The sequence below is a fragment of the Methylophilus sp. YYY-1 genome (genome assembly GCF_029132825.1).
Classification (GTDB): domain Bacteria; phylum Pseudomonadota; class Gammaproteobacteria; order Burkholderiales; family Methylophilaceae; genus Methylophilus; species Methylophilus glucosoxydans.
This window is the reverse complement of sequence record NZ_WOVG01000004.1, coordinates 274,843-301,535: the sequence shown is the minus strand read 5'-3', so window position 1 is coordinate 301,535 and position 26,693 is coordinate 274,843. Positions and strand designations below refer to the sequence as shown.

General features: G+C 50.4%; 24 protein-coding genes and 1 tRNA gene. 7 read left to right on the top strand and 18 right to left on the bottom strand.

The window, feature by feature from the left end; translation table 11 throughout:
• Positions 1–31: 31 nt before the first annotated feature.
• Positions 32–247, top strand: coding sequence for a hypothetical protein (locus GOC95_RS12925; protein ID WP_275357594.1), 216 nt, complete (start codon positions 32–34; stop codon positions 245–247).
• 71 nt (positions 248–318) lie between these two features.
• On the opposite strand, the gene GOC95_RS12920 is transcribed toward GOC95_RS12925, so the two are convergent.
• The 6 genes from GOC95_RS12920 to GOC95_RS12895 are packed head-to-tail and all read right to left on the bottom strand — an operon-like array spanning position 319 to position 7,588.
• Positions 319–4,401 (bottom strand): PilC/PilY family type IV pilus protein, encoded by a 4,083-nt coding sequence (locus tag GOC95_RS12920; protein WP_275357593.1) that lies wholly within the window; start codon positions 4,399–4,401, stop codon positions 319–321.
• A 9-nt stretch (positions 4,402–4,410) separates the two neighbouring features.
• Entirely contained in the window at positions 4,411–5,106 is a 696-nt protein-coding gene (locus GOC95_RS12915) for a pilus assembly PilX N-terminal domain-containing protein (RefSeq protein WP_275357591.1), read from the bottom strand.
• Entirely contained in the window at positions 5,096–6,274 is a 1,179-nt protein-coding gene (locus GOC95_RS12910; RefSeq protein ID WP_275357590.1) for a PilW family protein, read from the bottom strand. Before GOC95_RS12910 ends, GOC95_RS12915 begins: the two co-directional genes overlap by 11 nt.
• A complete protein-coding gene (locus tag GOC95_RS12905) occupies positions 6,271–6,672 on the bottom strand; it encodes a hypothetical protein (protein WP_275357588.1) in 402 nt (133 codons plus the stop codon). The genes GOC95_RS12910 and GOC95_RS12905 overlap by 4 nt, the downstream gene beginning before the upstream one ends.
• Positions 6,666–7,178: a prepilin-type N-terminal cleavage/methylation domain-containing protein gene (locus GOC95_RS12900; protein WP_275357586.1), complete on the bottom strand. Its 513-nt coding sequence runs from the start codon at positions 7,176–7,178 to the stop codon at positions 6,666–6,668. The genes GOC95_RS12905 and GOC95_RS12900 overlap by 7 nt, the downstream gene beginning before the upstream one ends.
• Positions 7,178–7,588, bottom strand: a complete 411-nt coding sequence (locus GOC95_RS12895; protein ID WP_275357585.1) for a type IV pilin protein — start codon at positions 7,586–7,588, stop codon at positions 7,178–7,180. The genes GOC95_RS12900 and GOC95_RS12895 overlap by 1 nt, the downstream gene beginning before the upstream one ends.
• A gap of 319 nt (positions 7,589–7,907) precedes the next feature.
• Here GOC95_RS12895 and lysA point away from each other — a divergent pair, with 319 nt between their 5' ends.
• Positions 7,908–9,152, top strand: a complete 1,245-nt coding sequence (lysA, locus tag GOC95_RS12890) for a diaminopimelate decarboxylase (protein WP_275357584.1) — start codon at positions 7,908–7,910, stop codon at positions 9,150–9,152.
• A gap of 87 nt (positions 9,153–9,239) precedes the next feature.
• Here lysA and purU read toward each other — a convergent pair whose 3' ends face one another.
• Entirely contained in the window at positions 9,240–10,094 is an 855-nt protein-coding gene (gene purU / locus GOC95_RS12885) for a formyltetrahydrofolate deformylase (protein WP_275357583.1), read from the bottom strand.
• A 107-nt stretch (positions 10,095–10,201) separates the two neighbouring features.
• On the opposite strand from purU, the gene ispH reads away from it, so the two are divergent.
• Together ispH and GOC95_RS12875 are read left to right on the top strand one after the other, a co-directional pair.
• Entirely contained in the window at positions 10,202–11,164 is a 963-nt protein-coding gene (gene ispH, locus GOC95_RS12880) for a 4-hydroxy-3-methylbut-2-enyl diphosphate reductase (protein WP_275357581.1), read from the top strand.
• Between the two features lie 65 nt (positions 11,165–11,229).
• Positions 11,230–11,305 (top strand) — tRNA-Thr (locus GOC95_RS12875).
• Between the two features lie 309 nt (positions 11,306–11,614).
• Here GOC95_RS12875 and GOC95_RS12870 read toward each other — a convergent pair.
• From GOC95_RS12870 to GOC95_RS12860, 3 genes are read right to left on the bottom strand one after another with little or no spacing between them, the layout of a single operon-like run.
• On the bottom strand, positions 11,615–14,710 hold the full coding sequence (locus GOC95_RS12870; protein ID WP_275357579.1) for a CusA/CzcA family heavy metal efflux RND transporter: 3,096 nt from the start codon (positions 14,708–14,710) through the stop codon (positions 11,615–11,617).
• A 3-nt stretch (positions 14,711–14,713) separates the two neighbouring features.
• Positions 14,714–15,874 carry an efflux RND transporter periplasmic adaptor subunit gene (locus GOC95_RS12865; protein ID WP_275357578.1) on the bottom strand — a complete coding sequence of 387 codons (1,161 nt, stop codon included), beginning with the start codon at positions 15,872–15,874 and terminating at the stop codon, positions 14,714–14,716.
• Positions 15,875–15,878: 4 nt separating this feature from the next.
• Positions 15,879–17,207: a TolC family protein gene (locus tag GOC95_RS12860; protein ID WP_275357576.1), complete on the bottom strand. Its 1,329-nt coding sequence runs from the start codon at positions 17,205–17,207 to the stop codon at positions 15,879–15,881.
• Between the two features lie 177 nt (positions 17,208–17,384).
• Between GOC95_RS12860 and nudB the strand changes: the two genes are divergently transcribed.
• From nudB to GOC95_RS12845, 3 genes are all read left to right on the top strand, one after another.
• Positions 17,385–17,840: a dihydroneopterin triphosphate diphosphatase gene (gene nudB, locus GOC95_RS12855; protein WP_275357575.1), complete on the top strand. Its 456-nt coding sequence runs from the start codon at positions 17,385–17,387 to the stop codon at positions 17,838–17,840.
• Positions 17,841–17,915: 75 nt separating this feature from the next.
• Positions 17,916–19,013: a quinolinate synthase NadA gene (gene nadA / locus GOC95_RS12850; protein ID WP_275357573.1), complete on the top strand. Its 1,098-nt coding sequence runs from the start codon at positions 17,916–17,918 to the stop codon at positions 19,011–19,013.
• Entirely contained in the window at positions 19,013–19,441 is a 429-nt protein-coding gene (locus tag GOC95_RS12845) for an HIT family protein (protein ID WP_275357572.1), read from the top strand. The genes nadA and GOC95_RS12845 overlap by 1 nt, the downstream gene beginning before the upstream one ends.
• A gap of 81 nt (positions 19,442–19,522) precedes the next feature.
• Here GOC95_RS12845 and hemB read toward each other — a convergent pair whose 3' ends face one another.
• From hemB to rpe, 8 genes are all read right to left on the bottom strand, one after another.
• The gene (gene hemB / locus GOC95_RS12840) at positions 19,523–20,515 is read right to left on the bottom strand and encodes a porphobilinogen synthase (RefSeq protein WP_275357570.1); all 993 of its coding nucleotides are present in this window, start codon (positions 20,513–20,515) and stop codon (positions 19,523–19,525) included.
• A gap of 119 nt (positions 20,516–20,634) precedes the next feature.
• On the bottom strand, positions 20,635–21,423 hold the full coding sequence (gene trpC, locus GOC95_RS12835) for an indole-3-glycerol phosphate synthase TrpC (protein WP_275357568.1): 789 nt from the start codon (positions 21,421–21,423) through the stop codon (positions 20,635–20,637).
• Positions 21,424–21,439: 16 nt separating this feature from the next.
• Entirely contained in the window at positions 21,440–21,928 is a 489-nt protein-coding gene (locus GOC95_RS12830; RefSeq protein WP_275357567.1) for a DUF3465 domain-containing protein, read from the bottom strand.
• A complete protein-coding gene (trpD, locus tag GOC95_RS12825; protein ID WP_275357566.1) occupies positions 21,925–22,950 on the bottom strand; it encodes an anthranilate phosphoribosyltransferase in 1,026 nt (341 codons plus the stop codon). Before trpD ends, GOC95_RS12830 begins: the two co-directional genes overlap by 4 nt.
• Complete coding sequence (locus tag GOC95_RS12820) at positions 22,950–23,516, bottom strand: aminodeoxychorismate/anthranilate synthase component II (protein WP_026295541.1); 567 nt, start codon at positions 23,514–23,516, stop codon at positions 22,950–22,952. The genes trpD and GOC95_RS12820 overlap by 1 nt, the downstream gene beginning before the upstream one ends.
• 1 nt (position 23,517) lies before the next feature.
• Complete coding sequence (gene trpE / locus GOC95_RS12815; protein ID WP_275357563.1) at positions 23,518–25,035, bottom strand: anthranilate synthase component I; 1,518 nt, start codon at positions 25,033–25,035, stop codon at positions 23,518–23,520.
• Between the two features lie 180 nt (positions 25,036–25,215).
• Positions 25,216–25,908, bottom strand: coding sequence for a phosphoglycolate phosphatase (locus GOC95_RS12810; protein ID WP_275357561.1), 693 nt, complete (start codon positions 25,906–25,908; stop codon positions 25,216–25,218).
• An 18-nt stretch (positions 25,909–25,926) separates the two neighbouring features.
• Positions 25,927–26,634 carry a ribulose-phosphate 3-epimerase gene (gene rpe / locus GOC95_RS12805; protein WP_049639627.1) on the bottom strand — a complete coding sequence of 236 codons (708 nt, stop codon included), beginning with the start codon at positions 26,632–26,634 and terminating at the stop codon, positions 25,927–25,929.
• Positions 26,635–26,693 lie beyond the last annotated feature (59 nt).

The following is a 26,693-nucleotide window of genomic DNA, read 5'->3' as shown; positions in this document are numbered from 1 at the left end:
GTTTGCCTCACACCTCCACGCAGTTCATAGCGTGGCATTGCATCGCATATCGCTTGCCCAGACACCCAACTGGTCCAGCCCTCAACTGATAGACACCCGCCTGACGTTTGCCTACAATAAAACTTCTCTTCAACCGGACGAGAAGGAGGCAACCATGTTTTTAGGCGCAGCAGGCATCTACACACTGATTGGCATCATCGTCGCAATTTGCCTGATATTGTATGTATTTGCAAAAAAGGTAAAGTAATCCGCATCAAGTAATAAAAAGCCCCAATGCGCATTGGGGCTTTTGTATTTTCATGAACTGCCTGTACTTTCTTATTGGATTAACTCCCGCCAGCTCTGTTTAGTACCGTAGCTGCCATTCGTTTTCTGCTGAAAAATTTCATTGGACTTGATGGTATTTTGCAAACCGAAAACCTGCTTGCTTAATGTCGCCTCAAAAGGGGTTGGATCATTACTGCCAGTGATTAATACATGTGGTACGCCATTGGCATCGTAGACAATATTGAAACCTACCGCAGGTGTGGTCATTTTCTCTGAAACAATACCACTTGCGACAACTGAACCGCCTTTTTTATAATTAAAATAGTTGAACCATCCATATCCGGCGCCACTACAAGCCTCACTACTAGGGACTAATGTCGGCATTAATAAAACGCCATTTAGCAATAGTGGATCAAGATTCACACGTTCGCCAGCTGGAAAATCTAACAACCATCCATATCCACTTGTATAACTCACCGGATTAGCAGTCACAGTCCTGTTTCCACCCAATATTTGCGTCACTAATTGACTGCGTCCAATTGCCGTTGTTTGACCGTTATCCTTAAACGTATACACTGAGTTCTGAGGCGTATTTGTAAGATCAGCAGGCTCCAAAAATTTTCCGGTACCTATCATTACCACAACATTTTTATCAATCTTGCCTAACTCAGGCTTAGTGGTGATTTTTTGAACATTGCCACCGCCATCACGCAAACTGGCAATTTTAGTCACTGCATTAGTGTTGATATTAAAGCGCCAAACGTTACCATTTAAATCACCTCCATATACACTCACCGCGGTATTGTTCTCAAACATCTGCTCAGTATAAGTAGAAATTTTTGCAAGGCCGCTAGGATTAGCTGCACTTCCCTCACCAGTAGAAAGTGTTTTTAACAATGCGCCAGTGTTTGCATCTAACACATACAAATATCCCCCACCATCCCCAATTGGATTGTTGGTGGCAAAGCTACCATCATTTAATTTTCGCGCATAAGTCCCATTGTTGTATCCAGAAGTTAACAAAACTACCCAGCGCCCATCTTGCATTTTTGTAATGATGGGATTGCCAAAACTGTAACCGAGATTACTATTTGCACCAGAAGCTTGTGCATAAAATTCCCACAACAAAACTGGCGATTCAGGACTTGTAACATCAATCGCAAAATATCCGCGCCCTCCACCATTTAATCCTGAAACGAGAATAGTTCGCCAAACTGCAGAGCTGCCAGAGCAACCTGAGATACATACATCAGCTACGACTGGATTACCATTCACGTAATTGGTGTGATAATTGGCACCATATTCTTTATCAGCAAGATTTGCTAGATTAGTAATGACTGGTGTAGGAATAAATGCCCACATTTCAGTACCATCATTCGCATTAAATGCGTGTAGCATCCCATCATTTGCGCCCACGTATACTGCTGGTGTACGGGTGGACGTGGCGCTTTTATAGGCTTTGTAGTTAGCATCAAGATAGCTCACATTAGAGCTTTTGAAATACACCGGCCTAGATTGGGAAATATCACCGAGAACCGCTTGCCGCTCTCGAAACAATCGATTTGCAGCCACTGTATTTGAGCTAGAGTCTTCATAGGTTTTATTCCCTGAAATGAAGTCAACTATCTTAGTCACTTTTGTCGCATCAGTGATTTTAGGATCTGAGGCAGGTAGGCCTTGCATTTGACTCAATGCTAAATATCCATTGTTCAGCGCAGTTTTATGCTCAACCGGCAAATTATCAGCTGTGAACAGCGCCAGAGAATTGTTGTAATTAAAGAATATCTTTCTCTGTCCTAGCTGATTCCGTAACTTTCCATTGCAACTACGCGCAATCTGCACATAACAAGAGGCCGGTTCGCTAAAGTTTAAAGCGGATCCTAATGAGCCTTGGGAGCCTTCACAAGTCGTTTGATCGGAGTTAGTGGTTTTACAGTAAAAATTACCATCTGGCGCAGCGTAGGAAGTAGCTGGCGGAGCACAAGTTTCAGCAGCTACATTCTCAATACACCAGATTGCGGCTTCAGAGGTTTGCAGGGAGGTTGTATTTACTGTTCGCGCCTCAAGGTTACCGGTCCATTTGACAGACTGGTAGCTTGCAACATACTGAAAGTTATCACCAGTGGTAGGTGCAAGACTACTAGCGGCGGCGGCGGCGCTGGAACCTTGAATGGATTTGATTTCAGAAAGCCCCTTTGCAAGTGACTCCCGCAACAATTTTGGATTACTGGCACTGTAGTAAGTGCCACCTGCATTGACAGCAGCATGCCAGAGATCATCAATGCGAGAACCGTTCTCAGCCAACGTTGGATCAGGCCAGTTTTTTGTACCACTCGTCAAATCCTTAAAGTCACCTATCGTCTGCGTTTTGTAATCATCACTATATAAAAGCGTCCCATCTATGCCCAAACCTAACGTCAAAGTGACCATATTTTGCTTAGGATAATCGTCACCCGTTCCACACACTGAAGAGCCAAGTGCACCATTACAATTGGACAAGCTGCTATCCCTAAGATCGGTATCATAAAAATATTTAGCGGTGTCTGCTAAAGTATTCGATTTATTACTACTATCAAATTGAGGTCTTGCTGTACCTGTTCCATCCTGATTACCAATCGCTGTAGAGCCATTAATGCGTGTAGGGTTACTGGAATCATTCCAATAACCATCTGTGGTTAGGAGGGTAAAATTCGCCTGACAGGCGTATTGCATCGGATCGTCAGTTCCAAGTGTCTTTTTCCCAGCAAAGTGTCTGCCTACACTTGAAAGCGCTGTACGTAATGGCGTGCTGCCCGTCGGGTTCACAGCAAAAAGTTTATCGTACCAAAGACGCTTTTGTGTACTGTCAAATGCAGCCAAAGCCAAGTAGTTTGAAGCTGGTGAATTAATTGTCACGAATCCCACGCGATAACGTGAGTCAAGCGACTTGAAGGCCTGGCTAGCAGCAGTCTTCATCGACAGCATTCTCGTACGATAGTAAGTCACCCAGTTTGCAAAGTTTGTAAACTCTTCATTGTAAGTACATACACTTCCGGCGCAGTCTGTTCGATCTAATCCTTTGCTATTGGAGCCTGGCGCGGTGTAACTGGTTTGACCTGTGCTAATTTCCTGATAAACCAGGCTGCCAGGAATGTCACTGTTACTAGGACTGACGACTGTTGCAGTGTAACTCCCGCCAGTACCAGAAAAGGTAATTTGAACTGGACTTGAAGGGTTAACCGGATCACCGGCAAAGGTACTAATGTTAAAACTACCACCGCTTACATTGCTAAGTGTATTTCCAGCAATTTTGCAATTGCCCGTGATACTGCTAGTACAAATATTATTGCTTACCCTAGTGGCAACTGTGGACGAAGAGGAGCTAGAACTTGTCGCTGAGGAGAGCAACTCAATGTTGTTAATTTTGATGCTTGTTACACTCACAGAGCCAGTGATACTAAATGTCACCCGATAGGTGGCTCTTGGTTCACGTAGAAATGTATAGGTATTTGTATCATTTACAGTGGTTACATTATTTCGTATTGCTTGGCAGCGGTCTTGCACTCCGCCAGTTGTATCCAATTGCCTTTTTCCTGAAGCCGAGGCGGAGTTGCACCAACGTATCGCAGCAGGATACTTATTCGTGGCTGTAGGCGTTTTTGAAATAATGCAGCTCGTCAGCGCTGGGGTCGTACAGTACTCTCCCGGTACATATGCATAGTAATAAGCTGATCTGCCTCTAGTGTAAGTGCCGTAAAAGGTAGTGACTGTTTCAGAAAAGCCACTGTAGGATGTTTTGTTAGCCAGGCTCGTCCCAAGGTAGTTTAAAGGGGTGGAATAGGTCACCTGTGGATCATAAAATTGTGTATTAAAAGCTGAATTACTAAATAACCAGTCATCTGTATCATAGGTATTCCACCTTCCTGAGCTGTAATAGGTTCTTGCATCAGGGTCATCTGCAGCCCAATCAGGGGTGTAATTAAAGCCCATACTGCCCGAGTTATCCAGCACAAACATCAAGTTAGGCTTCACATCTGAACTGCCTGAAGTCTGTAGCGGCATGGTTGCCAAATCAAGAAACTCAGCGTGCAAAATGGCAGGCATCAATACAATCAGCCAAACTAATTTATTCATAAAGCCTCGATTTTTCATCATGCTATCCGCCTAATTCGAGAGAAAAGACTGCAAAAATGTGACTGTATTTTTTGGCCCTGAAATTCGCAGCGTTACACGAAATAAAGGAAAATCTGATCCAGGGGTACAAGGCTCAAATTCTTCTTTTTTGCCTGAGTCATGCGAACTGTCTTCGCCACAAGCCCTGGTACTTGCCATTACACAACGGTTAGAGTCGACTAACGCACCACCAGCGGTAATTTCAGCATTGCTGTAGTTACACATACGCTCAACGATGTAACGGATTTCATTGCCTTGACGGTCTATGCCATTACGAATTTCGTCGTTGCCATCAGTTTGGTTAGGCGCAAGACGGCTATTCCCATCATTCCAAGTCATGGTTGTTAATTGGCTGCCATCACAGATTAATTGATCAGGATTTGTATCAAATTGGCTGCAGTTGGCGTAATACCCTAATGTTGGATGATTACTTAAACTGTCGGTGAGAGAAATATTGGTGGCAATGCTTTGCGCAATGCCCTCCAAAGCCACGTTAGATGTAGTACTCGCTGATTGACGATAGACAATATTCCCTGACAATAAAGCATTCGTATCTACACTTCGGATCAAGGCAACAGCAGCAATGGACATGACGGCTAATGCAAGCAATGCAAAAAACAGCACAATCCCCGATTGTATCGAAGTGCAAGTACTTCCCCCACCAGATAAAATCAAGTTATAGCGCATCACGATTCCAAATAATATTTCTCAACGGAACAGTGGCTTCAAACACGCGATACCGATAACGCTGCCAGTTGGGAACGCTACTTAAGTCAACATTTGCTGGAGTATTATCAGCTTGCCAGATGCATACCCTGGCTAAGCCTGTCGCAGCACCATTACAAGGTTGACTCACATCGCTCTTCTGCAAATTACCATCCCTTGCAACCACAGCAATACGGATTGCACGAATACGGTTACGATCCAAAAGCTCTATTGAGGGGCCATATACTCCGGTCGCATCCACCCACTGATCAACGCGATTCAGATAGTTTGCTGCTGAAAAGGGGATGACAGCGCTTGAGTTTGCAGCAGCAAAAGTTGGGTCAATCGTATTAGTCACCCCATACTGGGCTTGTAGTGAAACAATATCACTGACAATTGGTACGATTGTACTATCAGGAAAAGGATTGCCGCCTTCGACTCCACCAGTTCGCGTAAGTTCGAATGCCGCATTTACAGCGTACTCATACTGATTCCATGCCCCTAAACACGAGAATCTAACCCACTCAGAACCATTCAAATCACTCACTGGGCTTGCAGTAGGGGTTGTGTTGAGCTCCGACAGAGTGTTAATCACACGGTCAGGATTCAGTCTTTGCAATCTCCCCAGGCTACAATTCGGATTCGAATTCGTTTGACGGTATAAAACAATATCGTTTTCACGGCAACCAATCAGGGCGCCATCCAGCGTGGGGCTAGTAATGGTTCCGGTGGCACGTAAAGAAGCGCCACCGGCTGACGGATTTCCATACCGTATGCGCAAAATGTCACTGCCAGCACCGCCATCCACAATCACCACAGGTGAAAGATTGATGATGACGCCTCCCTGATTAATAGAGGTGTTAATCGGGCAAAGTAAAGGAGAAGGATCACTGCTATTATTGAGTGGCAAACCATAACCAGCATTCTGCGCATCTCGCTTCATGTAAAACATGGCAAGAACGCCTGTCGATTGCGCATCTGAGCCAGAGGTAATGGTGCGTTTGCGTGCTTCGAAACCACTAAATAAATTACTGATTGCGAGCGTGGCTACCAGGCCGATCAATATCCCAACTAGCAGCTCAACAAGCGACATCCCAGACTGGAGTGAGCGCTTTCGATATTTATGAATAAAATTGAAGTATTGCGTCATTGCATCACATCGAACAAATAGCTTGACGCATTCACTACATGGCGGCTGCCACCGGGCACCTGCCATCCGACACTCACTGTGACCATACTGTTCGTGATCGCAGAAAAGGTAAGTGTTCCGTTTGGTAACTGCGTTTTAATTTTTTCAGCATCCACTTGTGAAACGTAGGTTGCTGCGTCTCCACCATATGCCATCATATTGGCAATATGTGTTTGAGCGATGAGTTGAGCTTCTGCCCGATAGCGATTATCACTGCTATTTTTTATCATGGCACTTTGCAAGCCAACCAGGGCTAAAACACCCATACTGAAAATAGTTACTGCCACCAAAGATTCAATCAAGACTGATCCTTGCTGACTCGCTAAATTAGCCATTCTTTTTTGAGAAAAAATCAACATTTTCTCGAGTCTCCATTTTCTGTCACTGAGGGGTCACATACTTTGATGTTACCGCCAGGCGTCAAAATAACCCTTAGTGCACGAAGCTCCTCGCTTCTCACTTGTGTATTGCTCACATTCACCACTGTCAATGCGATGGGTGTTGCTGCATCCCGCGTGCCAAAGCTACCAAACACTGCAGTATTATGATCTGCAGTAACAGTGATATTGCTTGATGATCCTTCGATAGCGCTTTTTTGTGCAATGAGCGCTGGACAGTTTGGCGTCACTGTGACGCAACCAACTTGGTATGCGCTATTCTGTTCTAGAGTCATCTTAACCCTAGCATTTCGCTTAATGGCTTCCGCCCTAGCTTGTTGCAGTCCATTACGAATAGACTCGGCAACAGTACGAACCTGAGCATTTCCAATAGATGTCTGGAATGCTGGAATTGCGATAGTACTGACCGACACCAACACTGCCATGGTGACTACCAGCTCAATCAAGGTAAAGCCTTGCTGCTGCATTAGCAACTTCCTGAGGATGAAGTCAGCCAGCAAGTAGCGCCAGTGGTGCCGTCGTAGGTGGAGGTCTTGGCGTTATCCTGGTTCACGGTAAATGAAAAATTACCCATGTTCTGCGCTGACTTGCCTGTCGCTTTCAGGGTGTAAGTCGTCGCTGACTGGTTATCAATCGAGTAATCGAAATACTTGGCATCACTTGGGTTGCAGACAAAGCCCACATAGGTAAAATTATCCTGATAAAACTGTTCGGCCTGCACACGACAGTTGGCAAGATTGGCTGGTGCCTCAGCGGCGTTGCCACTTCTAACATAATCTTGATACCCCGGCACAGCAATGCTGGCGAGCAAGCCGATAATGGCCACCACCACCATCACTTCAATCAGACTAAAGCCTTGTTGTAAAAGACGCTTCATGAATATCCCCTTTTTGCACAGCCTTATCATGCAAACAGCGATTCTTCCTGTCTAGCAGTAGCCGACTAGCGGTTACCCTTGGCCGACAAACGGTAGACTTGGCCCGAGCGAGCGCGACCAGGCATGGGCCTGCGCAGCTTTAGTGGTAAAATCTGGCTTTATTTTGATTGGACGCCAGGATCATGTTTGCCAGCTCTACAAAATTAATAGCACTTGCGCTGCTGTTATGCACACTGAGTGCTTGTGGCCTCAAAGGCAATTTGTATCTTCCTGAGCGTCAGTATCCTCAACCACAACCGCCATCAGACAAGTCGCCATCGTGATCCCGTTTTCAACCCAACAAGGCCTGCTACATGCCGAAAATGTAGCCTTGCGTGATATTGCGCAAACCCACCAAACCCCCACCTACGTCTATTCGCGGACAGCACTCACGCAGGCGTTTGAGCGTTTTGCCGCCGGGCTGCGTGGGCATGACCATTTGATCTGTTTTGCCGTGAAGGCCAACCCTAGCCTGGCGATACTGAATCTGTTTGCCCGCCTGGGTGCCGGCTTTGACATTGTGTCTGGCGGAGAGCTGGCCCGTGTAATTGCAGCTGGCGGTGATCCGAAAAAAGTCGTGTTCTCTGGCGTAGGGAAATCCCACGCTGAAATTGAGGCCGCCCTTGAAGCGGGGATCTATTGCTTTAACGTAGAGTCTATCAATGAGCTGGACCGTATCCAGCAAGTGGCGGCTCGCTTGGGTAAACAGGCCCCGGTTTCGTTGCGGGTCAATCCAAACGTAGACGCAAAAACCCACCCCTATATCTCTACCGGCCTTAAAAATAACAAGTTTGGCGTGGCGTTTGAAGATGCACTGGCTTTGTATGAAAAAGCGGCGCAATTGCCCAACATTGCCGTGCATGGCGTCGATTGCCATATTGGCTCGCAAATTACCGAGTTATCGCCGTTTCTAGATGCGCTGGATAAAGTCCTCGGTTTAGTAGATGCGCTGGCGGCCAAAGGCATCCCTATTCAGCATATTGATGTCGGCGGCGGCGTAGGCATTACCTACAGTGACGAAACCCCGCCGGACTTTGCCGCCTATACGGCAGCCATCCTGCAAAAACTGGCAGGCAGAAACGTCAAGGTACTGTTTGAACCCGGCCGCGCGCTGGTCGGCAATGCAGGCGTATTACTGACCAAAGTCGAATACCTCAAGCCAGGTGAGACCAAAAACTTCGCCATCGTCGATGCCGCCATGAACGACCTCATGCGCCCCGCCTTGTACGACGCTTTTCACAATATCACGACCATTGCCCCGTCTACGGCACCGACTGCAGTCTATGAAATCGTAGGTCCCGTCTGCGAAAGTGGTGACTTTTTGGGCCATGACCGGACACTGGCAATTGCAGAAGGCGATTATCTGGCCATACACTCTGCCGGTGCTTATGGCATGAGCATGGCCAGCAACTACAACACGCGTGCACGTGCCGCAGAGGTGCTAGTAGACGGCGATCAGGTGCATGTGATTCGCGAGCGCGAGCAGATTGCTGATCTGTTTAAACTGGAGCGCGTCTTGCCGTAACATTGGCCGTCATTGCAATTTTCAGCAGTAAACAATAAAAAACCGAAGCATTTGATTGCTTCGGTTTTTTATTGTTAAAGATACGTGTTAATCAAAAATCACGGTCTTGTTCGCATAAAGCAAAATACGATGTTCAATATGCCAGCGCACGGCTTTGGAGAGCACAACCCGTTCCAGATCACGGCCTTTCTGAATCAGGTCCTCCACCTGGTCACGGTGAGAAATACGCGCCAGATCCTGCTCAATAATAGGGCCCTCATCCAATACCTCAGTCACATAATGGCTGGTCGCACCAATCAGCTTCACACCGCGCTCAAATGCCCGGTGATAGGGGCGCGCACCGATAAAGGCTGGCAAAAATGAATGGTGGATATTGATAATCCGCTGAGGATAACGTGCGACAAACGCCGGGGACAGAATCTGCATATACCGTGCCAGCACAATCAGGTCAATCTTGTGTTGATCAAACAAGGCAAACTGCTGTGCTTCAACCTCAGCCTTGGTTTCCTTGGTCATCGGCAAATAGTGAAACGGGATGCCATAGAACTGCGCCAGTTTTTCCGTATCTTTATGATTACTGATAATGAGCGGAATCTCGCAGGCCAGCTCGCCACTATGATGACGGTGCAGCAGGTCTACCAGGCAATGATCATATTGCGACACCATAATCGCCATGCGTGTTTTTTGCTCAGACAATTTGAGTTGCCAGGTCATGGCAAAGCGTTGCGCCACCGGGCCAAACGCCTGCTCAAAATCGGCCACTGCCACATTGAAATTGGTCAGGTCCCACTCGACGCGCATCAAAAACAGATTATTTTCCGCATCCTGATGCTGGTCTGCGTGTAAAATATTGGCATTGTGCTCATACAAAAATTGCGCAATCGCCGCCACAATCCCTTTGGTATCCGGGCAGGTAATCAGCAAGGTAGCAGTGTTTTTCATAACATGGGCTTTAAGCGAGCAACAAAAATGCAGATTATACCTGATGCCTGCCAGCCCTTGTGGTTGACCTTGGCACTTGCAGCAGCAGACTCTTGACGGAATTCATTATGCAAACAGAAGTGACACCTGAGATCGTATTGGCCAACCCGCGTGGCTTTTGTGCGGGCGTAGACCGTGCCATTATTATTGTCGAACAGGCACTCGAAAAATTCGGCGCGCCGATTTATGTGCGCAATGAAGTGGTTCACAACAAATTTGTCGTCGGTCAATTGCGCGACAAAGGCGCCATTTTTGTCGATGATCTGGAAAAAATTCCGGCAGGCAGCATTGTGATTTTTAGTGCGCATGGCGTTTCCAAAGCGGTGCGCGCAGAGGCAGAGTCGCGCGGCCTGACGGCGTTTGACGCCACTTGTCCGCTGGTGACCAAGGTGCATATCGAGGTCGCCAAAATGCGTAAAGATGGTCTGGAGATCATTATGATCGGCCACAAAGGCCATCCAGAAGTCGAAGGCACCATGGGCCAGTCCGAGGCAGGCATGTATCTGGTGGAAACCCCGGAAGAGGTGACCGCCCTCACCGTCACCGACCCTGACAAACTGGCCTACGTGACACAAACCACCTTATCGGTGGATGACGCCACTCAGGTCATCAACGCCCTCAAAACACGCTTTCCCAATATCAAGGCACCCAAAAGCGATGATATTTGCTATGCCACGCAAAATCGCCAGGACGCGGTGAAAATCATGGCCAAAGACTGTGATCTGGTGATCATTGTCGGTTCGCCCAATAGCTCTAACTCAAACCGCCTGCGTGAAGTTGCCAAAAACCAGGGCGTAGAAGCCTATATGGTCGATAATGCCAGCCACCTGCAAGCGGCCTGGTTACAAGGTAAAAAGAAAATCGGCATTTCCGCAGGGGCCTCAGCTCCTGAGGTGTTGGTACAGGAAGTGATTGCCGCCTTGAAAAGCATGGGCGCCAACCAGGTGGAAGAGTTGCAAGGGGTAGTGGAAAACGTCGTGTTCCAGCTGCCCAAAAACCTGGTCAATGCAGAGAAACGCAGCACGGTTTAAACGCTTGCCGCATTGATTGGCTGGCCGTCCCTTGCTAAGATTGGCAAACAATATTCGCCTTGTTTGCCGGTGTAGCTCAGTTGGTAGAGCGGTTCATTCGTAATGAAAAGGTCGGGGGTTCGATTCCCTTCTCCGGCACCATCCACACATCAAAAACTTCCGACCGGCCACCGGCAAAAAAAAGCCCAAGCCATTTCAGCTTGGGGCAAGCAATATCCTCGGGAAAGGATAGTCGGGAAAGGATAGTCGGGAAACTCGCATGTGATTGTTGTTAACTGCCATTGCGATTGAATTCCACTACACTTATTCACGTATGCATGATTTGTGCCAACTCATTTAAACAGTCCAAGCACTTGATTTAATTGAATAAATATAGACATGGGGCGCACTCGCCCACACGAATTGATTGATATCAACCACCAATCTGGTTTAATAGAACCAAATTGGTGGTTATGCAGCGCGCGGACGGCGCAGGTCGGAAAACAGCGGGAACAACAAAGGCAACAACAACAGTGTGAACAAGGTCGCAGTAATTAACCCACCGACAATCACCACCGCAAACGGCCGCTGGGTTTCGGAGCCAATGCCATGCGAGAGCGCCGCTGGCATCAAGCCCAACCCGGCCATCAAGGCCGTCATCAATATCGGGCGCAAGCGGGCAACTGCGCCTTCAATCACCGATTCCGACAGCTCTCTGCCTTCGCGCATCAAACTCTTGATCTGCTCGACCATGATCACCCCGTTTTGCACCGAAATGCCGGCCAGCGCAATAAAACCGACGGCGGCAGAGACAGACAAATGCAGTCCGGCCACGGCCAGCCCCGCCAAGCCGCCCACCAGCGTAAACGGAATCATCAGCAACACCAGCAAGGCGTTTTTGACCGACTTGAATGCCCAAAACAGCAAGACAAAAATCAACAACACTGACAAGGGCACAATCACCATCAACCGCTTCATGGCCCGTTGCTGGTTTTCAAATTGCCCTCCCCAGCTCATGCTATAGCCAGGCGGCAGTTTGACCTGTGCCTCGACCTGCTGCATGGCTTCTTGCACAAAGCTGCCCTGATCGCGGTCTGTAATATTGGCTTTGATCGAGACAATACGCGAGCCTGATTCGCGGCTGACACGAGAAGCGCCTTCTTTGATGGTTACCTCGGCCACCTCGCTGAGCGGGATGCTACCGTTTCCATTTGGCAAGGCAATCGGTAACTCGTCAATATCATCCACAGAATCACGGAAAGGTCTGTCCAGCCTTAACGTGACATCAAAATGCCGGTCGCCATCGTAAAACGTATTGGCCGGATTGCCGGCTAAAGCGGTTTGTACCGTATTGTTAACATCGCCCGCCATCAGGCCATAACGCGACAATTGAGCACGGTTAAGCGTGATATCGAGCTCAGAGTTGCCTGAAATGCGGACTGCCGCCACATCGGTTGCGCCACGGACGTGATTGATGACATCGACCACCTCTGCCGCTTTCTGCTCGAGAATCGTTAAATCGGGGCCAAAAATCTTGACTGCAATTTCACCTTTCACGCCAGACAACGCCTCCTCCACACTGTCCTGAATCACTTGCGAAAAGTTGGTAGGCACGCCCGGAATCTCGTGGATACGGCGCGACATATCCTTGATCAGCGACTCCTTATCGGCAAACTTCCATTCACTGTGCGGCTTAAGATCAGCCAGAATCTCCATGTGATAAGGCCCCTTAGGGTCGGTGCCGTCATCTGGCCGTCCGACATGCGACACCACCAACCTCACCTCTTGGTAGCTATTCAGAATCTTGCGAATTTCTCGCTCGATCTCTTTAGTTTTTTCCAGGCCAGCCGAGGGTGGCAGATCAACGGTGAGCCAGATATTGCCTTCATCCAGCTTGGGGAGGAATTCAGAGCCTAACATGGGCGCAGAGAGCACGGATATAACTAAAATGCCGCCGGATACGATGACCACCCATACGCGGCATTTGCGGGTTTTAAGCAAAATATGCCGATAGGCATTTTGCAAGCTTTGCATCCAGTGGCTGTGTTTTTCTGCCATATCCTCACGCTTCATGGTGTATGACAACAAGGCTGGCACCAGCGTCAAGGTCAAGATAATGGCGCCCAGCAAGGCAAAACTCAAGGTGAACGCCATCGGCGAGAAAATTTTCCCCTCTACGCGTTGAAAGGTAAAAATCGGCAAAAAGGCAGTGATGATGATGGCTTTGGAGAACAGAATCGGGTGCCCCATATCAATCGCCGTGCTTTTAAGCGTCTGCATGCGCCAGGCCAGCCCCATATTGCCTTGTGTTTTATCCACCTCAGCCACCGCCAGGCGCACCATTAGCGCCTCTACCAGCACCACTGCGCTGTCAATAATAATGCCAAAGTCTACCGCCCCGAGCGAAATCAGGTTGGCGGAGACGCCGCGTAAATCCATGACAATAAAGGCAAATAACAGGGATAACGGAATCACCGAAGCCACAATCAGGGCGGCGCGCCAGTTGCGCAAAAACACTACCAGAATCGTCACCACCAGCAACGCGCCGACAATCAGGTTTTCTGCCACGGTATGTACGGTGTGGTGAACCAGGCCGGTGCGATCATAAAAAGACACGATTTTGACGCCGGGCGGCAGGGTCTGATTGGCCAGATCCACCTTCTCGCGCAAGGCGTCGATCACTTTGGCGGCATTCTGGCCCTTGGTCATCAGCACGATGCCTTCAATAATGTCATCCTGCTGATTAAAGGAAACGATGCCTGAACGGGGGCGGTCACCAATCACCACCTGACCAAGGTCGCTGACCAGAATCGGCTTGCCATCCCGCGTATCCACCACGGATTGCGCAATATCATCCAGACTGCGAAACAGGCCGATGCCACGCACCACCAGCGACTCGTCGCCTCTGTGCATGAGTCCGCCACCCACGTTACTGCTGTTGTTGCTGACCGCCTGGTTAACCTGATCAATACTCACATCAAACTTTTTCAAGCGGTAAGGATCCAGCTTGATTTGGTATTCCTTGACCGTCCCGCCAAAACTGGTGATATCGGCCACGCCTGGCACCATGCGCAGTTGCGGGATAATTTTCCAGTCCTGGATAGCGCGGATTTCGCGTTGCGGCATCTCTGCCGGCGCTTCAACCAAATAGCGGTAAACCTCCCCCACCGCCGTCGTCAGCGGTGCTAGCGTGGGCTGCAAGCCGATGGGCAAGCTCACCCCTTGTAAACGTTCTAACACCTGCTGCCGCGCAAAATAATCTTGCGTGCGCTCGGCAAAAGTGAGGGTGACCACGGAGAGCCCGGTAATAGACACCGAGCGGATTTGTGCCAGTCCCGGCACCCCGCTCATCCCATGCTCAATCGGCAGTGAAACGACGCGCTCGACCTCCTCTGGCGCCATGCCCGGCGATTGTGTCACGATAATCACGTGCACATCTTCAACATCGGGGAACGCTTCAATTGGCAGGTTTTGCACGGCAAACCAGCCAAAAATCATGAGCACAACCGCGCCAATCAGCAGAAAGACACGCTGTTGCAGTGAGAAGGTGATCAAGCCTTTTAACATCGCCTATTTACTCACGGACAAATCTGAATTGAGCAGAATGGCACCGCTGGTCACGATGCGCTCACCCGGGTTTAAGCCGGTTTTCACGGTGGCATATTCCCGCCGTTGTAAATCCAGTACGACTTTACGCTTGCTAAAATGCAAGGGCTGCTCTTCTACAAAGACATAGCTGTAGAGTCCCTCGGTAATCAGGGCACTGTTGGGCACGCGGATAACACGATGCTGGCTGGTATCCAGCGGCGTGATGCGCGCATACATTTCTGGTTTGAGCTTGCCTTTGCTGTCGAGCAGGCAACGCACAGGAATCCGGCGCGTGGTCGGGTCTACCATGATGCCTATTGTTTTAATTTCGCCGTCAAACACCTCGTCAGGATAGGCATCCACCTGGACACTGAGCTTTTGCCCTTGCGAAATCCGGCTCAAGTCCCGCTCTGGCAAATCGATACTGGCCCAGACATGGCTGGGATCCGTGATCAAAAACAAAGGATCTGCCGCATCGGGGCGGACCTCGCTGCCGGGATTCACTTTCCGGTCAACCACCACCCCCGCGATTGGCGAGCGCACGACATAGCGATCACTTGCCCCGGTCGACACCCGCAGGTTTTTCAACCTCGCCATCGCGCGCTCATGTTCTGCACGCGCACTCGCCCAGTCCGCCTGTGCGACTTCCATGTCTTTTCTGGCCAGCACGCCGCCCTCTACCAGCATGCGGCTACGCTCCAGCGCCTGTTGCTTGAGTCCCAAATCTGCCTGTGCTTTGCGCACATCCGCGACCGCTGCCCCCACATCCGGCGAGTCCATCACCAGCAAGGGCTGACCGGCTTTCACGGCTTCGCCTATTTGTGCCTGAATATTCAGCGCTCGTCCGGCCACTGGCGAATACACCCGTGCTGTCCGGTTTTCATCAAACACAATCTTGCCGTTGAGCGGCTCGGTCACCGGCACCGGGATCTCGGTGACGGGTTCAATTTTGAGACTGTTTAATTGTGGCGAACCCGGCGTCAGTACAATCTGGTTGGCAGGCTGCGCGGGCACGCGGGCATTTTTATCTGCCGCCATGGCTGAAGCCATGCAAACCCCTATCGCGCACAAGATAAATACGATCTGGCGCATCGCCTTGACGGTAGCAGGAGGGCAAGCCATGGAGGTGAATGAGCGCATCATAAAATTATTCTTGATAGACAAATGCCTGGCGGGTGGCCGCTAACCAGGCGGATAGGGACTTGGCATAATCAGCCTTGACGCTGACTGCCTCCAGTTGGAGCGTGCGTAAAATACGTCTGGCATCGAGCAGATCCATGACATTCATGGCGCCATGCTTGTAGGCAAACTCTGCCGCGTCTGCTGCATTTTGCGCTTCCCGCAGAATGCTCTGGTCAAAACGTCGATTTTTATCAATCGCGGCATCCAAATCTGCTTTGGCCTGTCTCATTTCGGCAATCGCCGCCGCCTGCACTCGCTCTCTGGCCTCGATTGCACTGGTATAGCCAACTTCAGCCCGTGCGGCCTCGCCCTCATACTGATAATTGGTAAACAAGGGAATGCTCAATGAAGCGCCTATGGTATCTGGTGCCGATCCAGGCTCCTGCCCAGGAAAATGCTGGTAAGCAAACGACCAGGTAAAATCTCTGACCTTGAGCGACTCTGCAAGCTTTCTGGTCTGCTGAGCCTGCTCCATGCGCGCTTCAGCCGCCTTCACATCCGGACGTTGTGGTAACCAGCCAGTGTCTTTCTCAGCCGCTGGATTGGCCGAGGGCTCTGCAATCAGGGCGGGCCAGGGGTCCGTCACACGGAGCTTGCTCGCGTCCTGATCCTTGCCAAGCAAGTAAGCCAGCATGGCTTGCGCTTTTTGCACAGTCGCCTCTGCCTGGCGCAAATCATTGCTGGCCCGCAGGGCATCTACCCGGATGCGCGCTACATCCGCCGACGCCACATCGCCTGCTTTCAGACGCAATTGCGCTGCCTGCAGTGTTTTCTCGTAGCTACTGACATTCGCCTGCTGAATGAGCAGACTTTCCTGGGCAAGTTTGAGATCAAAATAGGCCGTGGCCATGGCCAATGCCTGTTGACGATAGGTTTCCCCCAGGTCGAGCCGGCTCGCTTTGACCGCACTTTCCGCCACGGCAGAACGCAGTGCCCGCTTGTCACCACGCTCATACAACTGAGTGACCTGCACCGCCGAGTTATAGGTTTGATCCAACAGGTCTCGTTTGCCGTTTTGGTTTTTATTGCCTTGGCCGCGATTGAGGTTGAGACTGGAAAGGCCGAGTGACAAGACCGGGTTTGGTTTTTGGCCAGCAATCAGGGTATCGGCTTCTGCACTTTCAATCGCCCGCTTGGCAGCAAGCAGATCACGGTTATTGCCTGCAAACACAAGTTCCGCCTGCTGCAGGCTGAGCTGGTCCCATGCAATGGCTGGAGCGACACCGGAATCCGCAACCGCCTCAAAACAGACCATCAGCAACACGCAAAGCCAGCCCTGCTGACGCCTCAACATAACACCTATCCCTGTGCTCATCACTTAAATTTTTATGGTATACACCTGATTATCCTTATCATAGTAGGCTTATCTGCTTACGACAATCTTTCACTGAACGCATCCTGACAAAAAAGAGTCTATTGTAAACACCGTCAGCCATGGACAAGGCCGCGGGCTTTATAGACAATCCTCCTTATGACACAACATTTCAAGATTCCCGTTTCCGCATTGGTGTTGATTCATACGCCAGATTTGCAAGTACTGTTGATGGAGCGTACGGACAAACCGGGATACTGGCAGTCAGTGACCGGGAGCATAGAAGCAGAAGAATCGCCCTATCAGGCAGCGATTCGCGAAGTGCGGGAAGAAACCGGCCTGGACGCGCTGGCTTACGACTTTGAAGATTGGCACGCCAGCAATGTGTATGAAATCTACCCGCATTGGCGTCACCGATATGCGCCCGGCATCACGCAAAACACCGAGCACCTGTTTGGCTTGTGTCTGCCGGAACCACAACCAGTCACGCTGGCGCCAGACGAACACACGCGCTATGAATGGGTAGACTGGCGGCAAGCGGCTAAAAAAGTCTTCAGCTGGACGAATGTGGATGCCCTTAGACGGCTGGGTGAAAAACACCGTTTAACACTGTAATTGCCAGCTTTGCAATTGGGATAAATCCACATCGGTTGTAAAATAGCGTTTTACCCTCAACTAATGGCTATGACCATGCAAACCGCCACTATCAAATTTGAAAAGTTCCAGTCGGCCAAAGACGATGACTGTCAGGCCCGTATTCTGGCTGCCCGCGAAAAGCTGGGTAAGCGACTGGTGATTCTGGGCCACCATTACCAGCACGAGAGTGTTTACCGCCATGCGGATTACTCTGGTGACTCACTGAAACTGTCTAAATATTGTGACAGCCTGGATGCGGAATACATCGTCTTTCTGGGTGTGCATTTCATGGCCGAGGTGGCTGACATCTTGAGCCGCCCGGATCAGGTCGTGATCTTGCCAGACTTGGCCGCAGGCTGCTCCATGGCAGACATGGCCAATCTGGCCAAGGTTGAGCGTAGCTATCGAGAACTCAGCAAAGTGCTTAATTTTGATGAGACCATCACACCGGTCACGTATATCAACTCCGCGGCGGACCTGAAAGCCTTCTGTGGTGAACATGGCGGCATTGTGTGCACCAGCACCAACGCCCCCAAAATCCTGGAGTGGGGTTTCAGCCAGCGCGAAAAAATCCTGTTCTTTCCGGATCAGCATCTGGGCCGTTGGAGCGGCTACAAAATGGGTATCCCATTAGAGCAAATGCCTGTCTGGGATCCAGATCTGCCCATGGGCGGCTTGACCGAACAGCAAATCAAAGACGCAAAAATCCTGCTGTGGAAAGGTCATTGCTCAGTACACCAGATGTTCCGCAAACAGAATATCGACCAGTTCCGCGCCCAGCATCCAGATGGCAAAGTCATCTCTCACCCGGAAACGGCGTTTGAGGTCTGCATCAACTCAGATTATGTCGGTTCTACAGAATACATCTTGCGTACCGTGAGTGAAGCCGAGCCTGGGACGAAATGGCTGGTAGGCACCGAATTGAACCTGGTCACACGCCTGGCCGAAGAAATGAAACCGCAAAACAAGCTGGTACAGTTCATGAGCCATGTGGTTTGCGAATGCTCAACCATGGCACGTATTGACCCGCAACACCTGGCCTGGTGCCTGGAAAACCTGGCCGATGGCAATGTGGTCAACCAGATTAAAGTGCCAGCGCATGAAGCCAAACTGGCCAAGCTCACACTGGACAGAATGCTGGCCGTTTCCTGATGCGCGACTGCCCGCTGTGCCAACCAAGCCCCTACGACTTGCTATGGCAGGATGATTTTTGCCGGGTAGTGTTATTGCACGACGCAGATTACCCTGCCTATTGCCGGGTAGAATTAATTGCACACGTCAAAGAAATGACCGACCTGCCTCCCGCAGCGCGAGCACGCACCATGAAAGTTGTGTTTGCTGTCGAAACTGCACTGCGGGAAGTCATACAACCGGATAAAATCAACCTGGCTAGCCTAGGCAATAAAACGCCGCATATGCACTGGCATGTGTTGCCAAGATTCGAGCGTGACAAACACTTTCCGAATAGCCACTGGGGCAGCGCTATGCGGGATTCCGAGAGTCAGCCACTGCAACAAGACCAAAGAGACAGGCTACAAAAATTAGTGACCGAACGCGTGGAATGCGCCTTAAATTCGTAATCAATATAGGCTGAACCCTAGGCGGCCGATCATGGTCGCAAAAAAGGGGCTTTCAATAGCCCCTTTTTACTTTATAGACCCTTATTTCAGCCATCTTGCGATATCCATCGCATAATAAGTCAGCACGCCGTCTGCTCCGGCACGTTTAAACCCAAGCATTGCTTCCAGCACGCAGGCTTTTTCATCCAGCCAGCCATTTTGTGCAGCGGCTTTGAGCATGGCGTATTCACCGCTAACATGATATGCATAAGTCGGTACGCCAAACTCGTCTTTGACACGGCGTACGATATCCAGATAGGGCATGCCTGGTTTAACCATGACCATATCCGCGCCTTCTTCCAAATCCAGTGCGACTTCTTTTAATGCTTCATCAGAATTGGCTGGGTCCATCTGGTAGTTGTATTTGTTGCTTTTGCCCAGATTGGCCGCTGAACCCACCGCATCGCGGAAAGGACCGTAAAACGCTGATGCGTATTTGGCAGAGTAAGCAAGAATTCGCGTGTAGATGTAGCCTTGCTCTTCAAGCGCATCACGAATGGCGCCAATACGGCCATCCATCATGTCAGAGGGCGCAACCACATCTGCACCCGCTTCTGCGTGACATAACGCCTGCTTCACCAGCACTTCAACAGTTTCGTCATTCAGGACATAGCCGGTATCGTCGATCAGGCCATCCTGGCCGTGAGTGGTGTACGGGTCTAAAGCCACGTCAGTGATTACGCCCAAGTCCGGGAAAGCCTTTTTCAGGGCTCGCACAGTCCGTGGCACCAGGCCTTCAGGGTTATAAGCTTCTTTGGCATCCAGGCTTTTAAATTCTTGTGGCACCACCGGAAATAAAGCCAGCGCGGGAATACCTAGTTTTACGCACTCTTCAGCGGTCTTGAGCAGCACATCCAGGCTTTGACGCTGTACGCCAGGCATCGATTTGACTTCTTCAATCGCGCCTTCACCCTCAAGCACAAACACCGGGTAAATCAAGTCATTGGTGGTGAGAACGTTTTCACGCATCAAGCGACGTGAAAATTCGTCTTTGCGCATACGGCGTGGACGGAGGGCTAAAAATTGATTACTCATATCGATTCCTTTTTTGACCACAGCATCTGGTCAAATTGCGTGCGCTTTCAATCATTGCGCCTGATTTGGACACGCTCATGCAGGGCATACCTTTGCACTCACGCTGTTTAAAACTTCTCCTAACCAAAGACCCTGGCGAGTTCTGCACCTGGATCCTCTTGCCGCATAAATGCTTCGCCGACCAAAAAACCATTCACCTGATGGCTGCGCATCAAAGCCACATCCTCTGGTGTGAAGATGCCAGACTCAGTGACGACAAAACGGTCTTCCGGCATGTTCTCGAGCAGGTCGAGCGTGGTTTGCAAGGTGACATCGAACGTGCGCAAATTGCGGTTGTTGATTCCCAGTAGCGGCGTTTCCAGTTGCAGCGCGAGTTCAAGCTCATCCGCGTCATGGACTTCGACGAGTACCGCCATGCCCAGATTGTGGGCCGTCAGCTCCAGTTCCTGCATTTGTGACAGTTCGAGAGCAGCCACGATGAGCAACACGCAGTCAGCGCCCATGGCTCGGGCTTCGTAAATCTGATAAGGATCTATCATGAAATCTTTGCGCAACACGGGCAATTTGCAGGCCGCGCGCGCTTGCTGAAGGTATGCAGCAGATCCCTGAAAATATTGCTCGTCAGTCAGTACCGACAAACAGGCCGCGCCGCCTTTTTCATAGCTTTTAGCAATGGCGGCCGGATTAAAGTCAGCACGGATGATGCCTTTGGAGGGGCTGGCTTTTTTAATTTCAGCAATCACGGCAGGTTTATCTGCATCCACCTTTTTAACAATATTGCCGATAAAGTCACGGCAATCCGGCTGACTCAACGCTTCCTCACGCATCGCATCCAATGACTTGCTGGCTTGCGCTTTGCTGATTTCTTCACGTTTGGTCGCTAAAATTTTATTTAAAATATCGGACATAATCTGCTCGCATGCCTTATTCGTAAGTGTGATTTTGATGTTTGATCCAGCCATGCTGGTGGCCCTGCGGGTCATGATGCGTCCAGTGCATAATGCCGCCTTTGGGGTTATAAATATATTCGCCTTTAAAACTGATCTGATCCTCTATGTTCAGGCTTTCTACCCTGGGCGCGAGGTCAATATTATGCGCAAATAATAATGTTTGTCTTGGCGACACGCTCACCAGAAACCGCTGGTGCCTGGCACCTTGAGTGTCATCGGGCAACAGCTTCTTCACAGTGCCGCTACCTTCGAGCCAAACATGACTTTTCTTTTGGGCAAATGCCTGCTTAAGCGCCGCATTCTCTTCAGTGACGAGTCCTGCCGAGAGCGGTTGCAAGTGTACAGACTGCACCTGCGATTTCACCTCTAGCGCAGACTGTGGCTGATTCAGCGGATTGGATTGCTCTGCTTGCTGGCAGGCGGCCAGCAGGCAGAATATTGCAATCAGCGCCCCTTGTTTCATGCTGCCTGACTCAAGGCCTTCAATTGTTGCAATTTACGCAACGCGGCGCCTGAATCAATCGATTGCGCGGCTTGCGCAATGCCTGATGGCAAGTCGCTTGCCAGGCCAGACACATAAATCGCCGCCCCGGCATTGAGCAAGACGATATCGCGGGCAGGGCCTTTTTCGCCAGAGAGCAGGCCTAAGATAATGTCACTCGAATGCTGCGCACTTTCCACATGGATGCTGTTCACATCATGCACGGGCATGCCAAACTGGGTAGGGTTTAAAGTGTATTGACTCACCTGGCCATGCTTGAGCTCGGCCACATAAGTGTCTGCTGAAAAAGAAATTTCATCCATTTCATCCGCACTGTGCACCACCATGACATGCTCGCTGCCGAGCTTTTGCAAGGTTTGCGCCAGCAAAGGCACCAGGTCACGGTGAAAAACCCCCATCACCTGACGCTTGGCGCCGGCCGGATTGGTCATGGGGCCTAACAGGTTGAACATGGTGCGCACACCCAGCTCACGGCGCACCGGGGCAGCATATTTCATGGCCGCATGGTGGTTAGGTGCAAACATAAAGCCGATTCCTGCCTCGTTCACGCAGCGCGCCACTTGCTCAGCCGTTAAGCCAATATTGACACCCAACGCCTCCAGCACATCGGCAGAGCCGCTTTTTGAAGAAGCTGCGCGGCCACCATGCTTGGCGATTTTGGCGCCGGCCCCGGCCGCCACAAACGCGGATGCGGTAGACACATTAAAGGCTTTGTTGGGCGCGCCGCCGGTGCCGCAGGTGTCAATTAAATGCGTAGAATCGGTAATTTCTACCTTGCTGGACAGGTCGCGCATCACCTGTGCAGCCGCGGCAATTTCGGTGACGGTTTCACCCTTGACGCGCAGGGCCGACAAAAAGCCGGCAATCTGGATTTGAGTAAACTCGCCGCTCATGATCTGCTGCATGATTTCCAGCATTTCTTCATGTGTGAAATCTGTATGGTCAATCAGGCGCTGTAAGGCGATTTTAGGTGTGATGGCCATCAATAGCCTTTCAGGAAGTTATCCAGCAACTCATGCCCGTATTCGGTCAGAATAGACTCGGGGTGAAATTGCACGCCTTCCACGGCCAGTGTTTTATGCTTGACGCCCATGATCTCGCCATCTTCGGTCCAGGCCGTAATCTCCAGGCAATCCGGAATAGTTTCGCGCTCGATGACCAGCGAATGGTAACGCGTCGCGGTATACGGGTTAGGCAGGTTTCTGAACACACCGGTATTGGTATGGTGGATCAATGAGGTTTTGCCGTGCATCAGGGTTTTGGCCTTAATGATGTTGCCGCCAAACGCCTGGCCTATGCTCTGGTGACCCAAACAGACGCCCAGCAAAGGAATCTTGCCGGCAAACTCGTGAATCAGAGGCACGGAAATCCCGGCTTCGTTTGGTGTGCACGGTCCGGGAGAAATCACGATTTTTTCCGGCGCCATCGCTTTGATCTGTTCAAGCGTGATTTCGTCATTGCGGTGCACATGAACATCTTGCCCCAGCTCGCCGAAATACTGCACGAGGTTGTAGGTAAAAGAGTCGTAGTTATCAATCATCAACAACATATCAGGCTCCTTTTCCTGCATGGGTTTGAACATTGGCTGCCTGGCTATCCAGTCCTGCCTGCACCAGCTCAGCGGCGCGGATCACGGCTTTGGCCTTATTCTGGGTTTCTTCCCATTCGCTTTGCGGCACTGAGTCGGCCACAATGCCGGCGCCCGCCTGCACATAAAGTTTTTTGTTTTTGATCACGGCTGTACGGATCGCAATTGCCACATCCATATCGCCATTAAAGCCTAAATAGCCGACGGCGCCAGCATAAATGCCACGTTTGGAAGGCTCCAGTTCTTCAATGATTTCCATGGCGCGCACTTTAGGGGCACCAGACACGGTCCCGGCAGGGAAAGTCGCTTTGAGCACATCAATCGCATCCAAGCCTGGCTTGAGCTGACCTTCAACATTGCTGACGATATGCATGACGTGTGAATAACGCTCAATGGTCATATTGTCAGTGACTTTCACAGTACCCGTGAGCGCGACGCGACCCACATCATTGCGGCCCAGATCCATCAACTGCACATGCTCGGCACGCTCTTTAGGGTCAGCCAGCAGCTCGGCTTCGAGGGCCAGGTCATGATCACGATTTTTACCGCGTGGGCGTGTCCCGGCAATCGGCCGTGAAGTCACGGTGGTCTCTTCCAGACGCACCAGGATTTCTGGTGAAGCACCGACCACATGATGGTCATCCATATCGTAATAAAACATATAAGGAGATGGGTTGAGGCTTCGCAAAGCGCGGTACAGACTCAATGGTGACGCGTCAAAGTCTTGCGACATCCGCTGGCTCAATACCACCTGCATGATGTCGCCTTCTAAAATATATTGCTGTGCTTTTTTGACTGCCGCTTTGAAGTTGTCTTCACCAAACTCAGAAATAGCCTCTGTTTTAGCGCTCGGCAATGCAGCAGGAATCTCTACGCTACACCGTAACTTCTCGACCAAGGTGTGCATGCGTGCGCATGCAGTTTCATAGGCATTGGCTTTAGCCGGGTCAGCATACACGATGAAATACAGTTTGCCGGAGAGGTTATCCACCACGGCAATTTCTTCTGAAACCATCAACAATATATCTGGCGTACCAATCACATCTGGCTTTTTCTGCTTACCCAGACGTTTTTCAATGTATTGAATAGTCTCATAGCCAAAATAGCCAGCCAGGCCTCCGGTAAAGCGCGGCAAACCATCGTAAGGCGGCGTTTTAAAGCGCGCCTGATAGGCCTTGATAAAGTCCAGCGGATTTTGATCGCTATGCGATTCAATGACTTGATGATCCTGAATCACCTGCAATTGATGCTCACGCACCACAATTCGCGTGGTGGCAGGCAGGCCTATGATCGAATAGCGGCCAAAGCGCTCGCCGCCTTGTACGCTTTCGAGCAGGTAGGAATAAGGTTGATTGGCCAGTTTAAGATACAGTGATAAGGGCGTATCCAGATCGGCAAAGGTTTCTAGCACCAGCGGGATACGGTTGTAGCCTTGCGCCGCCAGCGCGTCGAATTCGGTCTTGCTTAATGTGCTTAACATGATGCTTTTTTCCAGTTTGATTCGTAGAGTGCCGTGCAAACAATCACAGCAGGTCGGTGCAAATGGCGCGCACCTGCGCGTGGGGCAGGACTAGCCCCGCCACGAACGACGCCAGCTTAATACTGGCCAACTTGAAGAATGATGAGCACAAAACATCATGGTAATTAAGGTCTGTTTTTTTTATGATCCCTGCTTTAAGAGAGCAGGTAACTCCAGCAAGTTCACCACCTCGGTAAGTTGCTGTACGGTGGCATCCACCGTCGCGACATCAATTTCGCGGCCTTGATTATACCCATAAGGCACGGTCACGACAAAGCATCCGGCAGCATGCGCGGCCTGAATATCCGTCTCAGAATCCCCTACCAGCACCGCTTCAGCAGGCAGCACACCTAGCTTTTGGCAAATATGCAACAGTGGCAAGGGGTCAGGTTTCTTTTTGGGCAAGCTGTCGCCAGAAATAATGACCTCAAAAAAATCAGCCAACCCTGCTTGTTGCAGCAAAGGTAAGGTGAATTTTTCGGGTTTATTGGTCACGCACGCCAGGCGAAAGCCTTGTTTCTTGAGCTGCTGCAAAGCAGGGACAACCCCTGCGAATGGCTGGCTTTGGGTGGCGTTGGCGGTATAAAAATCATGATACAGCGGCTGCGCCTGCGCAAACAAATCAGCCTCCGGCTCCACCTGCACGCTCTCGGTGAGGCAGCGCTTGATCAGGTTTTGCACGCCTTCACCAATATATGTGGCGATTTGTGCTTGTGGCAACATGGGTTTGCCTAAAGCTACCAACATGCGGTTGGCAGCTTCGGCAATTTGCGGTGCGGTATCCAGCAGGGTGCCGTCCAGGTCGAACATCACCAACTTGACTTGAAACCGCATCACAACAGACTTTTTGAATTAAACAGTGGCTAAAGAAGCACGCATCGCCGCCACAACTGTGTCGTAACGGTTAGGATCGGTGTCTTTAGGTGAACCGAAAATCGCGCTGCCTGCAACGAAAGTATCAGCACCGGCTTTGGCGATCTCTGCGATGTTGTTGGCGTTCACACCACCGTCCACTTCCAGCCAGATTTGACGGCCAGTTTTTTCGTAATAGGCATCAATACGGGCACGCGCTTGTTTCAGTTTGTCCAAGGTGGCTGGAATGAATTTTTGGCCACCAAAGCCTGGGTTCACCGACATCAGCAAAATCATGTCCACTTTATCCATCACGTAATCCAGGTAGTGCAATGGTGTCGCTGGGTTAAATACCAGGCCAGACTTACAGCCGCTGTCACGGATCAAGGCCAGGCTACGGTCAATATGGTCAGAGGCTTCAGGGTGGAAAGTGATGATGTCCGCACCTGCTTTGGCAAAGTCAGGAATAATGCGGTCAACAGGTTTCACCATCAGGTGCACGTCGATGAGTGCACCAACATTGTGTGACAGGTCACGAATCGCATCACAGACCAATGGGCCAATCGTCAGGTTAGGCACGTAATGGTTGTCCATCACGTCAAAGTGCACGATATCGGTGCCGGATTTGATCACGTTTTCGATTTCCTGGCCCAACTTGGCAAAGTTGGCAGATAGAATACTGGGGGCAATGCGGAAAGTTTTGTCCATGCGCTTGATGTTCCGTAATTGAATCTAATAAAAGTTAGCAAAACCAATATTTTAACGCC

Coding starts and splice junctions, on each gene's coding strand:
- GOC95_RS12920 (WP_275357593.1), bottom strand. CDS start 4,401: ATGATGAAAAATCGAGGCTTTATGAATAAATTAGTTTGGCTGATTGTA.
- GOC95_RS12915 (WP_275357591.1), bottom strand. CDS start 5,106: ATGCGCTATAACTTGATTTTATCTGGTGGGGGAAGTACTTGCACTTCG.
- GOC95_RS12910 (WP_275357590.1), bottom strand. CDS start 6,274: ATGACGCAATACTTCAATTTTATTCATAAATATCGAAAGCGCTCACTC.
- GOC95_RS12905 (WP_275357588.1), bottom strand. CDS start 6,672: ATGTTGATTTTTTCTCAAAAAAGAATGGCTAATTTAGCGAGTCAGCAA.
- GOC95_RS12900 (WP_275357586.1), bottom strand. CDS start 7,178: ATGCAGCAGCAAGGCTTTACCTTGATTGAGCTGGTAGTCACCATGGCA.
- GOC95_RS12895 (WP_275357585.1), bottom strand. CDS start 7,588: ATGAAGCGTCTTTTACAACAAGGCTTTAGTCTGATTGAAGTGATGGTG.
- purU (WP_275357583.1), bottom strand. CDS start 10,094: ATGAAAAACACTGCTACCTTGCTGATTACCTGCCCGGATACCAAAGGG.
- ispH (WP_275357581.1), top strand. CDS start 10,202: ATGCAAACAGAAGTGACACCTGAGATCGTATTGGCCAACCCGCGTGGC.
- GOC95_RS12870 (WP_275357579.1), bottom strand. CDS start 14,710: ATGTTAAAAGGCTTGATCACCTTCTCACTGCAACAGCGTGTCTTTCTG.
- GOC95_RS12865 (WP_275357578.1), bottom strand. CDS start 15,874: ATGATGCGCTCATTCACCTCCATGGCTTGCCCTCCTGCTACCGTCAAG.
- GOC95_RS12860 (WP_275357576.1), bottom strand. CDS start 17,207: ATGTTGAGGCGTCAGCAGGGCTGGCTTTGCGTGTTGCTGATGGTCTGT.
- nudB (WP_275357575.1), top strand. CDS start 17,385: ATGACACAACATTTCAAGATTCCCGTTTCCGCATTGGTGTTGATTCAT.
- nadA (WP_275357573.1), top strand. CDS start 17,916: ATGCAAACCGCCACTATCAAATTTGAAAAGTTCCAGTCGGCCAAAGAC.
- GOC95_RS12845 (WP_275357572.1), top strand. CDS start 19,013: ATGCGCGACTGCCCGCTGTGCCAACCAAGCCCCTACGACTTGCTATGG.
- hemB (WP_275357570.1), bottom strand. CDS start 20,515: ATGAGTAATCAATTTTTAGCCCTCCGTCCACGCCGTATGCGCAAAGAC.
- trpC (WP_275357568.1), bottom strand. CDS start 21,423: ATGTCCGATATTTTAAATAAAATTTTAGCGACCAAACGTGAAGAAATC.
- GOC95_RS12830 (WP_275357567.1), bottom strand. CDS start 21,928: ATGAAACAAGGGGCGCTGATTGCAATATTCTGCCTGCTGGCCGCCTGC.
- trpD (WP_275357566.1), bottom strand. CDS start 22,950: ATGGCCATCACACCTAAAATCGCCTTACAGCGCCTGATTGACCATACA.
- GOC95_RS12820 (WP_026295541.1), bottom strand. CDS start 23,516: ATGTTGTTGATGATTGATAACTACGACTCTTTTACCTACAACCTCGTG.
- trpE (WP_275357563.1), bottom strand. CDS start 25,035: ATGTTAAGCACATTAAGCAAGACCGAATTCGACGCGCTGGCGGCGCAA.
- GOC95_RS12810 (WP_275357561.1), bottom strand. CDS start 25,908: ATGCGGTTTCAAGTCAAGTTGGTGATGTTCGACCTGGACGGCACCCTG.
- rpe (WP_049639627.1), bottom strand. CDS start 26,634: ATGGACAAAACTTTCCGCATTGCCCCCAGTATTCTATCTGCCAACTTT.